A 14345-nucleotide genomic window follows, 5' to 3' on the forward strand; every position below is an offset into this window, starting at 1 on the left:
AGGGACAATTACCAAAGCTGATGGATTTGGAACAGACCAAATCTTCCAAATAGAAACAGTTATTGCTGATGCCAGTGTTGCTAACAATACCATAGATGCCTCCGAATCTTTGGCTGGCGTATCTATCACCGCTGACCTAGAAGCCGAAAGTATCTCTGCCAATAACGTTCCCGAACTTGAGACATTGACATTTAATGTACTCAACTTTGTGAATGTCATCGGCACCAATGAAAGTGACATCATTGCTGGCGACGACCAAAATAACCAATTATTCGGTAATGATGGCGATGACTCCATCATTGGTGGACAAGATAACGATATTCTTACAGGTGGCTTTGGTGCAGATAAGTTTATTTTCAACAGTGTTAACGAGGGTCTTGACATCATCAAAGATTACAACTTTGCTGAGAGCGACGTAATCCAAGTTTCTAAAGTAGGGTTTGGTACTACTAACTTTAGCGACTTTTTCTACGACGCCTCTAGCGGTAACTTGTCTTTCTTAGGAAATGAATTCGCCTTCCTTGAAAATCTCTCATCGAATGTGAATATTCAGTTGGTGTAAAATTACTACGAGTCACAACTCCATGACAAGTTAAAGCTTTTTGCAGTTTGTTCCTGGTGTAAAAGTTTTGTTGCAAAAAAACAGGTGGGGCTGATAAAAGTATAAATTATATCAGCTCTTACCAGTTAGCCCTCAAAAAGTTTTTGCAACATAACCATTGAACACAACAATTGCTTTAACTCTCTCGATCAGAGCAACGCACTGCCTAATCCTGGGTATTGAATTATTCTATTTTGATGATATTATTCTACAAAATTAAGGAGTAAACCTTGTGGCATTTACGATCAATCAGTTATTGAAGTTATCTGTTAAGTATTTACCAGCAATTACAGCCATAATAACGGTTCTTTCATTACCAGTTCAAGCAGCTACGTTTTTAGTAAATGAACGCGCTCTTTTAGGAGGTAATGATGAAGTTGATTGGGGAAGTTTAGGTAAAGTATTCAATCCCTCTGCGCCTGACTTTTCTGTTTTTTTACCTAACTCTTTTTTCGCAACATCCCAAGGTGGTTTAGGCTTAGATGTAAATATAACTCCAACTAATAATCCTCAGATTACTCCACCGTTTATCTTTCAAACGTTACCTCCACCTGGCATTCGGACTAACTTCGCCCAAGGAGACTTTATTCTCTTCGGAGGTATAAACCCAACAGGATTTCAACCTCTTCCTCCTGGTTCTCCTGATCCTCGTACTCAGGGTAACGGAGGCCCTTTGAGCATTAGTTTTGCCCAGCCTGTTTATGGCGCTGGTACTCAGATAGCTGTAGATATTAGTAATTTAGAAGTTGAAACTTTTATCAACGCTTTTGATAGTAGCAATAACTTGTTGGGTAGTTTCTCAGTTCTCAGTACTTCGTCGCTAGCATTAGATAACTCAGCAGTATTCTTGGGGGTTCGTAGTGACACTCCAAACATCTCACGACTCGTTTTTAGCAGTTCTAATCCAGAATACGGCTTGGCTATTAATAAGGTAAGTATTGTTGCAGCTCCTGAACCAACTTTTACCCTAGCGATATTAGCTTTTGGTATTTCAGGTGCTGTTTTAAAACTACGCCAACGCTCTTCGCCAAATAATTGCTAATTCGTAATACTCACCTCCAGCGAGAAGCAAGCTAGCTAATTCGTAATTGAAGAGGGTACAGCAGCCCATACATACCAAAATCTCTGAATTGGGTGGTCTGGAAAACGCTCTCTACGACGCTCTGGCTAGCAAGATTGTCGTAGGGGTACGCAAACTTGCTTTTTCGTTAGGCAGGGAGTAGGGAGTAGGGAGTAGGAAATCAGACTTTTCAAGTTGAGGGCGAGTTTTTTTAAGCAATCAAATAAAAATCCTATATCAAATAATTTATTTTCCGGAAATCGCCTAACAGTGATTGTAGTTAACAATTACTTAGCTTGTTTTTCGCCAGAGGCGAGTATTATCACTGACGAATTATTTCGACACCCCCACAGCGAGTGTCGAAATAATTCGTCATTGAATAAATTTGAGGTTTCGGGCATACTCAAACTTCTGTCAAACCTAAGCTCAACATAATTTTTATCTTTAACAATATTAAAGACAATGTCATACAAAGAATTAGAACACATTATAGACACTAAGATACAAAAAGCTATACGGAAACACGAAGTCATAGTTGCTTCTATTAGTAGTATTATTGGCTTGATTTTTATAGTGGGTTTGTTCCATGCTATTTTGCTCAACCACACTCAAATTCAATCATATTGCTTAAGATGATTACTGGTTGCGTTTAATGGGTCTTGATTATCGAGCATTCCCTAATGTCCATAAAATTAATCCAAGTTATACCAATTCTCTAAGAAGCTGCATAAAATCAGGCTTGGTTAGACTTGAGGCTTAAGCTCCTGGTAATCGATATTACATATATTTTGATAAAAGTGAATTGCACTATGGAGAGTAAAAATAATAGTAGGGCTATGTTCGTCTTATTTTTGACTGTATTTATAGACTTGCTCGGCTTCGGAATTATCCTGCCGATACTGCCTTTGTATGCTGAACAATTCGGCGCAAACCCTAATGAAGCGACACTACTTGTAGCTATTTATTCTTTAATGCAGTTCTTATTTGCACCATTATGGGGCAAGTTTAGCGATCGCTACGGTCGTCGTCCAATTTTATTGCTTACTTTATTAGGTTCTGTAATTGCATACGCAGGGTTAGGCTTTGCCAACTCATTATGGATTTTGTTTATTGCTCGTAGTCTTGCTGGGATTATGGCAGGGAATATTAGTACTGCTCAGGCGTACATAGCAGATATTACCACGCCAGCTAATCGAGCTCGTGGCATGGGCATAATCGGAGCAGCTTTTGGTCTTGGCTTCATTCTCGGCCCAGCTATTGGCGGTCTTCTGATCGGGTCTGATCCGAACAATGCTAACTTTCATCTACCGTCATTGTTCGCAGCCGGATTATCTTTATTAGCATTGCTTTGTGCTTTAATGTTACTTCCAGAATCTCTAAATTCTGAGACTAAAGCTAAAATTCAAGTTCATCGCCACCGTCAGCGACGGCTGAACTTGCTACAGCTGTCACAACGTCCACAGTTTTGCTTGCTTGTTGGCATCTACTTTTTTGTTACCTTTGCTGTTGCGGCTATGGACTCTACGTTGGCTTTATGGTCAAAGCAACAATTAAACTGGGGCCCTCAACAAACTAGTTATCTTTTTGCCTTCATGGGGATTGTCAGCACAATCATTCAAGGAGGACTCATCGGATTCCTCAAGAAATATTTCGGTGAAATAAAGTTACTTATTTTGGGGATATTAGGGTTAGGTTTAGGATTACTGCTAATTGGATTGTCACAAAGCTTAATTTTATTGTTGGTTGCCACCACGCTTGTAGCATGGGGAATTAGTGTTAGCCAACCAATATTGAACAGCCTGATTTCCCAAATGACAACCCCAGAAGAACAAGGACAAATATTAGGTATTGCGAGTTCTTGCTCTGCGTTGGCACGCATCGGTGGGCCAACGTGGGCAGGGGTTAGTTTTATGAAATTTGGGAGTTATGCTCCTTTTTTGAGTGGCTCTTTAGTAATGCTAATAGCTTTGACTCTAAGTTTGCGAGTAACTACAAGCGCATCTGAACAAAAGACAGAACGTATCGCCTGACAATCTAAGTCTTCGAGGATCTTTTAAAAGTGATGGCTGATGTATCCAAAACTTTAGATCCTCCGATAAATTGGAGGACTTTGAGAAGGTTATTCCCCCCTTTTTATTACGAATTACGAATTACGAATTACGAATTACGAATTACGAATTACGAATTAATATGACAGGTCGCCGAGTATTGTTTTTAGGCATCTTTGTAAGCATCCTCCTCACCTATGCAATTTGGGTAGGTGGGAGCATTCCTGCAAGCATCATTAAACTTCCTGACCAAGGATTAAACTGGTATTACTGGAAGCTTCCCCAACCAACCTTTTGGAGTCGAGCGACGGCTTGGGGTATGTACCTTGGGCATCAGTTTAGCATTTGGGGGTGTATCTGGTGGGCGCAGCGATCGCAGTTGAAATACAAATCAGCGTTGCACCCGATTAATTACCTCATGCTTGCTATTAATGGTGCATTCATCGCTTTACACTTCCTCCAGACCTATATTTGGTACGATGCTCTAGCTCAAGATACCTCAATTTGGGCTTCTCAAGGTGCGGTTGTCCTCCTACTGGTCTTCGTACTAATTTTGGAAACGCCTCGACGCGGTTTGTTTTTTGGCAATTCTGTTCCATTCCATCAACAGTTTTTGCAAATTATCAAGCTGTACCACGGCTACTTTTTCTCCTTTGCCGCTATCTACACCTTTTGGTATCATCCAATGGAAGCGACTTTGGGGCACTTGATTGGTTTTCTCTATATGTTCTTGCTTCTCCTTCAATCGTCATTGATCTTTAACCGCACCCATGTAAATCGCTGGTGGACATTTACTTTAGAGATTTCAGTGTTATTACATAGTGTTATTGTATCGGTCATGCTAGGACAAAGCAAGTGGCCAACATTTCTCTTTGGTTTTCTTGGCATTTTAGTACTTACTCAACTCCACGGTCTACCTGTGAATATCTTGACTAAACGTACTATCTACGGAGCCTTTTTAGTAAGTGTAATGGCCGTTTATGGACTGACTGAACGCGGTTTGGGCAAAATTTACGAGGTAACCTATATTCCTCTGATTGAGTTTGGCCTAGTTGGCGTAATTTACTTAATCTTCCTGCTCATCTTATGGACAATTTCTCGTTTACCTGTCAAGAGGTAATATCAAGTCCGGGTAATTAATTATGATTCCCACAGTTATTGCATCCCTCCCCGCCTGCGGCTATCCATTACCCACATCTTTCTTAACATGGCTGTAAAGCTTGGCAGGTAGCCAATGCCATATTTATGCGACGAGCAGTTTCCAGTTGTAATTTTTCAATTCCACAACCACTTTTTAAGGCATAGGGATAGCGCTCTATCAACCAACGATATGTGTACCATACGTACAAGGCGCTTGTTTCTCCTCGCATCGCCTAAATCGGCTTGTTTTAAGTAGTAGGACAAAAATATTTACAGTCATTGCGAGCGAACGCAAGTGCGTCTCTAAGAGTTGCGAACGCGAGTGCGTCTCGTTGGCGCTGGCCTAAGAAGAGAAGCAATCGCTTGGGCATCGCTTGGGCTGGGATTGCTTCATTCCGCTTCCCTTCATTCGCAATGACATTGTGTAATTAATTCTGTCTGACTACTTAATTCTGCCTCTGCCCACTTTTGCATGTCCACCATTACTTACAACTATACTTTTCCCTCAAAACTATACCTATCAACCGTTTCAGTCTTATTTTAAGTATTTTGTATATTTGTTAAGAAAGATCCGAGTAATGAATAGCGAAGAGCGGGGTGGGGTTCTTTTATTATGGGTAATTTGGCGGACATGATATTAGTGGTCTTTTCATTCAGCTAATTAGATAGACACCACATCATCCGTCGAATTCATGTTAAATCAGGTTGCAGTCAGCGCCTGAAATAGATATGCGTAATACACATTATGGTTATTTCCTACATTGCGTAAATTCTAAATGTAATATACATTTGAGCAAAAACTTGGGTATTATTACTGAAGATTACTCAGTGTTTTCACTATATTATCTTCAATTACAGAGCCAAATAGATGGATAGTTAAGAAAACATAAAGGTATGGATTAATACGTATAACTTAGATTAAAACATCCATTAAATCAATCAAAATTTAAGAGATACAGAGATATGTCAAATAAAGTTGCTAAAGACTTGGCAGATTTTTTGGTGCAAATAGAACAGCGATCGCAGTTTCATGCAGGCTATCCATATAATTTAAGTTGTGATTACAGTGCGATCGCAAAATTTTTCAATCATCTGTTAAATAATGCTGGAGATCCTTATGTAGAGCCAGATTTTGGTCTTCATTCTCGTAAGTTTGAGCAAGAAGTCTTATCTTTTTTTGCTCACCTCTATAAAATTCCAGAAGATCAGTTTTGGGGTTATGTTACTGCTGGCGGAACTGAAGGTAATTTATATGGAATGTTCTTAGCAAGAGAAATCTACCCTAATGGCATTCTTTACTCTTCACAAGACTCTCATTATTCAATTCCCAAAGCAGCCAAATTATTCCGCATCCAACATAATGTTGTTAATTCGCAAATTAATGGAGAAATAAATTATGAACATTTTGAACAACTAATTAGCGAAAATCGTAGTTATCCAGCCATCATAAATTTAAATATTGGCACTACTGTCAAAGGTGCAATTGATAACTTAGACAAAGTTCTAGAAATTTTAGAGCGCAATCAGATTAAAGATTACTACATTCATTGTGATGCTGCACTTTCAGGATTAATATTACCGTTTTTAGATGGCGCTCCGCAAGTTAACTTTCAAAAACCCATAGATAGTATAGCTATTTCTGCTAAATTCATTGGTTCTCCGTTACCTTGTGGTGTAGTTTTAACTAAGAAAAAATGGGTAAAAGAAGTTGAAACAGAAATTGAATATATTGGTTCATCAGATACAACAATCCTAGGATCTAGAAACGGTCATACTCCTTTGATTCTCTGGTATGCACTGCAAACAAGAGGTTATGATGGATTAGCTAGAGAAGCAAATACCTGTATTGATAACGCCCAATATCTTTTCCAACAACTTCAAATCAGAGAATATCCATGCATGTTAAATAATTTTTCCAATACAGTAGTGTTTCAAAAACCTTCTCAAAGGTTAATTAAAAAGTGGCAGTTAGCAGTTCTTGAAGATTGGGCACACATTATAGTCATGCAGAATATTAATCGGAAGAAAATCGATATTTTTATTAATGAACTTTTGCAACAAGAAGGGTTACTTGATAACGCCGAGGATTTCCAGCTACAGCCAGCACTACACTAATGTAGACTATCAAGTGATAAGCTGTTACGCATTTAACTTGTACATTTACCTGATGACTGTTGACCGTTGACTGATGACCGATAACCGTTAACCGTCAACCGTCAACCGTCAACGATTATAAAGAATATTTATATATTTATATACAGCGTCTCCAATAGTTGGGGCTGACTCCTGTTTTATCTCTTTAAAAAGTTTTTATAACACAAGTTAGCAGCAAGTAGTGTTTCTACTTCTGCACCTTCCATAGCTGGTAAGAAAAAATACCCTTGTCCATAATCACATTGTAAAGCCTTCAGTTGTGCTAATTGCTCTACAGTTTCTATCCCTTCTGCTGTTACAGACATATTTAAATTATGAGCTAATGTTACAATAGCTCGAACAATTTCTAAATTTTCTCCTCGACTACCTATATTGTTGACGAAAGAACGGTCAATCTTAAGGGTTTTGATTGGTAGGCGGTGCAGATAATTCAAGGATGAATAGCCAGTACCAAAATCATCCATGTGCATCTCGACATTCAGCGCTGCTAACTGGGAAAGTACGGTAATAGCTAATTCAAAATTATCCATCAAGAAGGTTTCAGTAATCTCCAATTTCAAACTGCATGGCTTCAGCCCAGTTTCTTGCAAAATATGTTTAACTTGTTTAAACACATCAGGTTGAGTGATTTGTTTCCCAGAAAAATTAACGCTAATTGTCAGAGGTAATGAGCTAGGAAATTGTTTATGCCATTTGTGCATTTGGTGACAGGCTTCATAAAGCACCCATTGCCCGATACTAACAATCATTCCAGTTTCTTCCGCCAGGGGAATAAAATCTTGAGGAGAAATGAGTCCTCGTTCTGGATGATGCCAACGTATTAGTGCCTCAAATCCAATAAGTTTGCCAGTTGTCAGTGAAATAATGGGCTGGTAATCAAGGCGAAATTCTTCTTGTTTGAGCAGTGCATTTCGCAGAGCAGTTTCTAACTCCAAGAGTAAAGATGCACCCTCGTGCATTTTTCGGTCAAAGACCTCATAGCGTGCCTTACCAAGTGATTTGGCGCAGTACATTGCCACATCGGCATCGCGTAGAATCTGCCCTGCTTGCTCATAATCTGCTTTACTTAAAGCGATGCCAATACTAGCATTAGTAAACACCCTATGCTCATTTAATTGAAATGGTAAAGCTAGCACTTTTTTAATTCGCTCGGCTACCTGTATGGCGGTGCTAATATCCTCAATTTCCTCAATTAAGATTGTGAACTCGTCTCCGCCAAAACGGGCAACTATGTCTCCAACTCGCAGAACTGATTTTAGCCGATGAGAAATTTCAATTAAAAGTTGATTTCCCAGTAAATGTCCAAGGCTGTCATTAACAACTTTAAAGCGGTCTAAGTCTAAGAAAAGTACGGCAAATAAATATTTATTTTGCTCTTTAGTACGTTCTATTGCCCCCTGCACTCGCTCCAAAAATAATCGTTGATTAGGTAATCCGGTTAGCCCGTCATGAAGACTATTGTGCAGTAATTGCTCTTGTGCTTGTTGACGCTTGATAATGTCTTGCTCAAGTTGTTGATTCACTCTAATAAGTTCAATGGTGCGTTCTAGAACCATCTGCTCAAGCTGATGACGATACTGAACTAATTCTTTTTCTACTAACTTACGCTTAGTGATGTCACGGATAATAACAATATACTCTCGTAGCTGGGAATTAAATGGCTGTGAAATAGTAGATTCAACAATTCGTACACCTTGGTTTATTTTTAAGGTTTGCTCACTTCTAATAGACCATTGCTCCGGTTTGCCGCGATAGCTGATTAAGAGTTGATTCAACTTTTTCCCAAGTAACTGCTGAACATTTGTTTGAAATAATTCTTCAGCAGCGGTATTTGTCTGGCAAATTTTCCCGTTTTCATCTAAGACTAAAACAGTATCGGGGACAGTATCGAGAGTAGTAATAAATAGGCTTTTTGCTTGTTTGCGTGCGTTATCAATAGCAACGATTTGTGGTAGAGTTGTCCAACAAGCGATCGCAACCCCTGCAAAAGAAAGTGTCACTAACAGAATAGCTAGCAATGAGTTATGAATATTCTGATAATTTGTGTCTAATAAATCGCGGATAACCCAACTACTTGTGGCAGTAATACAAATTAATGATACTAGGACAATCACCTGTAGTACCACAAAATCTTGGTTGTTTTTACCAGACCTAACGTCGTAATTCTGTGTCCACCATTTTAGGTGTAATGGTGAGAATTTTAAGCGACGTAGGGCTACATCTCCTATCATCAGAAGAATGGGTAATAATAAACCCACTAAAAAATCTATCCAATTCCAAGCTAAACCTCCTACTATTAGAACTACCGCTTCTACACAGAAAAAACCAAGTGACCACCAAGGCCATAACACCTGTGGTTTGCCCCGACACAGCCATAATCCCAGATGTAGACCCATAATCGACACAAGATAACAAGTGCCTGCTACCGTGACAAGTTGAGGTACATTTCCCAAATTCAGACAAAGCAGACTGAGTAGAAAGGTAACTAAGATAGCGGGCCCAAGGACACCTTGGGGGGAAACTGATGCAAATAGAGGAGAAAGCTCACCGTCTAAAGCAAGTTGGTATAATATCCGAGGAGAGTTAGAAACTGCCGTAGCAGCACTTAAAAGGCAGGATATAGTAATGAGAAGTGTGACTATAAAAGAGGCAGATTCACCCCAAAAAGGCTTAGAAGCCTCCACCAGATTTAAAAACACATCGTCATCTATTGTTGGATTTGGAGCCGAACACATTAATACCCAAGAACCACCTAAAAACACCGCAGGTATTAGCCAAGCAGCTACGGTTAAGAACCTCAAAGTTTTATGTGGGTGGCGGCTATCAGCAACAAAAGAAGAAGTGGTTTCACAAGCATAAATTGAATAGCTAGCCAGAAAAAACCACTTTGCCCATTCTCCAAAGCTCAGGCTATCTGTGCTAGTTAGGATAAGTTTAAAACTAGTGGTTGAGAAGGCTGACCATACTACGCCTTGAATACAAAACAAAAGTAGTAATAAAATGGCTGGGAATACAAAAAATAAATGCAAGAGCGCTAAAGCACGGGTGCCACTAAAAGCCAAAATAAAAGGAATTGCTGTAAAAAGAACTTTTAAAAAAGTTTCTGGACAAGAAATACCTAATGCTTCAAAATTGACTTTAATTAGGTTTGTAAGAATAATCGCATACAGTGCTGGTGCTGCTGCCCAGCTAAAAAAGTATCCTAAAGCTACGTAACGGCCCAAGCCAGGAAAGTTCTTTAGTAGCCTTGTGGTATAGCTTGGTGTTCCTCCGGCGACATCTGGCCAATGTCTACCTAGACTTTGTACCTGCAAGTTGAGTAGAAAGGAGATGATTGTGCCAAATAACCAAACTAAGATAGCTTTAGACCCTAACGCTGCATGAATAATGGGAGCAGTACCAATCCATCCCACGTGACCCGTTAAGCCAAAGCCCCAGGTTTCGAGATAACTCAGAGTCTGTGGTAGGCGCATTACCAAGCGTTGATTTTTCTCTGCCTGTACAAAATTTTTAGTAAGCATTGTTTCTTAGCGAGATTTACTGGCCTTTTCACTCAATAGCCGAATATTGCTGTACTTAGCTTCAGTATAAACGCTGAACTTATCGGAAAAATCACTTAATTATTACCACCTTTTATCGAGGAAGGCAGGAGGGAGAGGGCAGTTCTTGATGGGGTGATTTCCCCCAAGCTTTTAGCCCCCTTCGCCCTGCCTCTTCGTTGAACTCAACACTTCTGGAGTTATAGCTATAGCTTTTGCAACAACTCCTGAGTTAACTGAAAGAACGCTTTTGAACCAGCTGATTGGGGAGCATTTAAAACAGCTGGCATAAAACTATCAACAGCCTTAGCAACGTTGACATCAACTGGTATTTGTACTTTACAAATTTTTTCTACACCGAAATCTTCAACAACGCGGTGCATCACTTGTTTATAGTATCTGCCAGTAAGAAGATTAGCGCTGGACATGCTAAATACAATTCCCAGCATTTTTATATCTATTTTGGTTTCATGCCCGTGACTGTCTTTTAATTGTGCAATACGTCTTTCAAGCAGTTGAATACCTACTACAGATAAGGGTTCGGGTTTAGCAGGAAGTATGTAAAAATCACTGGCAGCTAAAGCGCTACGAGTCAATAAATTATATCCAGGCGCACAATCCAAGAGGATAAAATCATATTCTTGACGTACAGGTTTTAAAATCTTATTGATCAAGACTCTTTCAAAGCGATTCCAAATTGTTTCAAAGTCCTGTTCACCCAAAGCAGTTGCTTGCTGATGCAACATCTCTGACACAACAAATTCATCATATAAGTCGATATCTCCTGGCAATAAATCCAGTCCGGGAAGATTACAAACCTGGGATTGAATGATATCTTGAAGTGTCAATTTTGCTTCTGGTTCGGGATTGATAACTTGGTCTATCAGATACCTAAATGTCTTACTTTGTTTACGACGCTTGGCAAAATCTAAAGGCGACATCAAACTGAGTGTGGCGCTAATTTGGCTGTCTAAATCAAGAACAAGCACTCGCTTGCCATGATTTTTAGCTAAACAGGTAGCTAAGTTTACGGTGAGGGTGGTTTGTTACCCTAAGCCAATTTGTCACCAAATTGACTCGGCTTCAAAACCGTGCTTGAGACTTTCGCCTCACACGGCTCCTCAACAATGCGGCTCTTGTTACGAGTACCTCTTTCATGGTTATGCACCATGTTTTTGGTCATGGCAGTGTCCGTGGAGTGCTTGTAAATTGGAAGTACGTTTATTATTCCGATTCAAGTCGAAGTGGTCAACTTCGATTAAATCTTCTAATCGGAAATGTAGACCACAGTAAACACATTTACCCTTTTGGGTTTTCAAGAGTTTACCTACTATAGGTCTTGTACCAGGATAGGTAAATATCCTGGTACACCAGTAAATCCAATCTCCATCAAATGGGCTGCGAATATCTTTGACATTAACGTGAATTTCAATAGGTGTGAGTCGATGTTGAGATAAAGATGTCTCCTCATCCGAGAAATCCCATTTATTTTTCTCGTCTACGTGCCAATATTTATTAACAATCCAATTCATTGGCTTCATAGGATGCCTACGTTTAACCCATCTCATTAGCTTTTCCCATAGCCAATGGTCAATATCTCCAAAGATTTCCTTGGAGTTAACTGAACAATAGTAATTTGCCCAACCTTGAATAACCGGGTTAAGTTCCCGAATTAATCTGGATTGAGGGGCAGTTTTTAGCCCATCTACTGTTTGGCTTAGTTTGGTTTTATGCCGGAGTATAGCTTCTTTTGTAGGTGTAATGATGGTCTTAAACTGTTTGTCCCAACTCCACGTTTGTTCATAACGGCTACCTCCTTTCATGGTTCTTCTATTTCGTTTGCCCAGTGGATACTGTCGAATAGAAAAGCCAAGGAAGTCAAAGCCAGGTTCATGTTCTTCATGAGGCATGAATGTATGAACAATTTTGGTTTTTGTGGGACTAAGTTCTAAACCCATTTTGCTCAACCATTCTGCTGCTAGAGCTTGAGCATTTTTGACCACATCTAGGTTGCGGTGCATGATAATGAAGTCATCAGCATATCTAACAATTTGGAGGTTCCAGGCAGTATTTGTACCGTTAACCATCTTTTGTTTTGGTACTGATTTAACTAGGTGTTCCTCAAGTCCGTGTAATGCTATATTCGCCAAAAGCGGCGAAATCACACCACCTTGGGGCGTACCTTCTTTTGTGGGGAATAATTTTCCCCCCTCCATAACACCTGCTTTGAGCCAAGCTTTAATTGCCCTTCTCATCACGGGAAAGGTGCCAAGCTTAGAGAGCAGCATTTTGTGATTGATTTTGTCAAAACATTTTTTGATATCAGCATCCAGGACGTATTTATCCTTTCTACAAATACCGAGAAAAATGTACTTGATTGCGTCATGGGCTGACCTTCCAGGTCTAAAGCCGTATGAATGGGCTTCAAATTTAGCTTCCCATTCTGGCTCAAGAGCAAGCTTTACGAGAGCTTGTGCTGCTCTGTCTCGCATGATAGGTATTCCCAAAGGTCGCTTTTCCTGTTTTCCTGGTTTGGGAATCCAAACCCTTCTTATCGGAGTTGCTTTATTTGGGATAGCCAGGTCTTTGGCTAGGGCTAACCTTTGTTTGGGGGTGAGTGATTTTACCCCGTCAATTCCGGCTGTACGTTTGCCGCGATTATCCTGAGTTACCTTTCTGGCACAGAGCAGTTTTGCTGCCCTGGATTTGATTAGAAGCCTTTGAAGTTTACGCACTCCTTTGACATCACCACGAGCTGAGGCTTGATAAATTCTTTTTTGGAGCTTGAAGACTTGTACCTCTAGCTTACGCCAAGGTATGTCCTTCCATTCATACATCGTCACAGACGTGTTCATGACTTTTTGACTCCTACTGGGTCTTTTATCTTCCGCATTATCGTGCTTCTGTCGGCGTATCCCTGGTATTACCCAGGGCATTAGCTTTTGAAGCAATCCCACCCAACGTGTCCATGCGCCTGACTGGCTGCTCAGTTATCGACTATACCTGAGAGGTACACGTGGGTTACTTCGTTCCTAGCGTTCGTTTGACGGTGGGTTTAGGTTCCTACTATCCTCCGGGCTGTTTGTGGGTGATAAACCCACTCTGGAGTGATTGCAAGAAACAGGAAACTTTCTTGCACCTTCAGCCGTGTCATTTTGACTCAAGCTCGTAAAATCGGGTGAGCTTGTTGGCGGTAACGGAGGTTCAGACGTAGATTTGCTTTCGCTAACCATATCCACCCAGTTGGCGGGGATTTCATACCGATTTTCTGATTACCCGCTTTACATCCCGCTTCACTGTGTGGGTTGTCAAGCCACCCAGTGGGGATGTTACTATCCCCTATCACTTAGGGGGTAGGGAATTGAATTTGTCCTTATAAGGTCATTTTCTCGCCCTACATCGACCGCTAAGTTGTCAAGGTTTGTAAGGTTTACTTACACAAACCTTGCCTCTCGTCCCCCTGGGAGAAGGCTCCCAGGTTTAGAGAGAACGAATCGCACTTCCTACGCCACCTTTCATATTTGCAGTAGCAATTACATATCCCATTGGTTGAGTCCTCTGTTGACGCATTCCCATGTAGGTAGCGTACACCTGTCTCGATCTATTAAATCTTCCATTAAATTTAATATTTTCGGAATCTCAACGAAGAGGCAGAGGACAGGGAGCAGGGAGCAGGGGGAAATGACTTTTGACTTCCCCGAACGCAAATTTATCTCCAAGAGTTGGGGCTGACCTGTTCCTCGTGCAATACGGTTCGGTTAAGGCAAGAGACGCGATTTATCGCGTCTTTGCGATTAGCGGCG

The 14345-nt window shown here is 40.4% G+C and carries 8 protein-coding genes and 1 pseudogene; 5 read left to right on the forward strand and 4 right to left on the reverse strand.

Features of this window, described 5'->3' with window-relative positions; all coding sequences use genetic code 11:
• The 4 genes from LC653_RS30230 to LC653_RS30245 all read left to right on the forward strand — a co-directional run.
• Positions 1–562, forward strand: a 562-nt coding sequence (locus LC653_RS30230; RefSeq protein WP_372478246.1) for a calcium-binding protein, incomplete at its 5' end; no start/stop codon positions are given.
• A 271-nt stretch (positions 563–833) separates the two neighbouring features.
• A complete protein-coding gene (locus LC653_RS30235; RefSeq protein WP_229498334.1) occupies positions 834–1643 on the forward strand; it encodes a hypothetical protein in 810 nt (269 codons plus the stop codon).
• Between the two features lie 827 nt (positions 1644–2470).
• Entirely contained in the window at positions 2471–3691 is a 1221-nt protein-coding gene (locus LC653_RS30240; RefSeq protein WP_229498335.1) for an MFS transporter, read from the forward strand.
• 160 nt (positions 3692–3851) lie between these two features.
• Positions 3852–4829, forward strand: coding sequence for a hypothetical protein (locus tag LC653_RS30245; RefSeq protein ID WP_229498336.1), 978 nt, complete (start codon positions 3852–3854; stop codon positions 4827–4829).
• Positions 4830–4911: 82 nt separating this feature from the next.
• Here the strand turns inward: LC653_RS30245 and LC653_RS30250 are convergent, their stop codons facing one another.
• Complete coding sequence (locus LC653_RS30250; protein WP_229498363.1) at positions 4912–5079, reverse strand: hypothetical protein; 168 nt, start codon at positions 5077–5079, stop codon at positions 4912–4914.
• A gap of 733 nt (positions 5080–5812) precedes the next feature.
• Here LC653_RS30250 and LC653_RS30255 point away from each other — a divergent pair.
• Positions 5813–6964, forward strand: a complete 1152-nt coding sequence (locus tag LC653_RS30255; RefSeq protein ID WP_229498337.1) for a histidine decarboxylase — start codon at positions 5813–5815, stop codon at positions 6962–6964.
• Between the two features lie 176 nt (positions 6965–7140).
• Here the strand turns inward: LC653_RS30255 and LC653_RS30260 are convergent, their stop codons facing one another.
• The 3 genes and pseudogenes from LC653_RS30260 to ltrA form a co-directional block, all read right to left on the reverse strand.
• On the reverse strand, positions 7141–10524 hold the full coding sequence (locus tag LC653_RS30260; protein ID WP_229498338.1) for an amino acid permease: 3384 nt from the start codon (positions 10522–10524) through the stop codon (positions 7141–7143).
• Between the two features lie 224 nt (positions 10525–10748).
• Positions 10749–11588 (reverse strand): annotated as a pseudogene (locus LC653_RS30265) (ParA family protein); the annotation flags it as partial.
• A gap of 114 nt (positions 11589–11702) precedes the next feature.
• The gene (gene ltrA / locus LC653_RS30270) at positions 11703–13397 is read right to left on the reverse strand and encodes a group II intron reverse transcriptase/maturase (RefSeq protein ID WP_372478247.1); all 1695 of its coding nucleotides are present in this window, start codon (positions 13395–13397) and stop codon (positions 11703–11705) included.
• Positions 13398–14345: the final 948 nt, after the last annotated feature.

It is taken from the genome of Nostoc mirabile CHAB5784 (assembly GCF_020829645.1).
Taxonomy (GTDB): domain Bacteria; phylum Cyanobacteriota; class Cyanobacteriia; order Cyanobacteriales; family Nostocaceae; genus Nostoc; species Nostoc mirabile.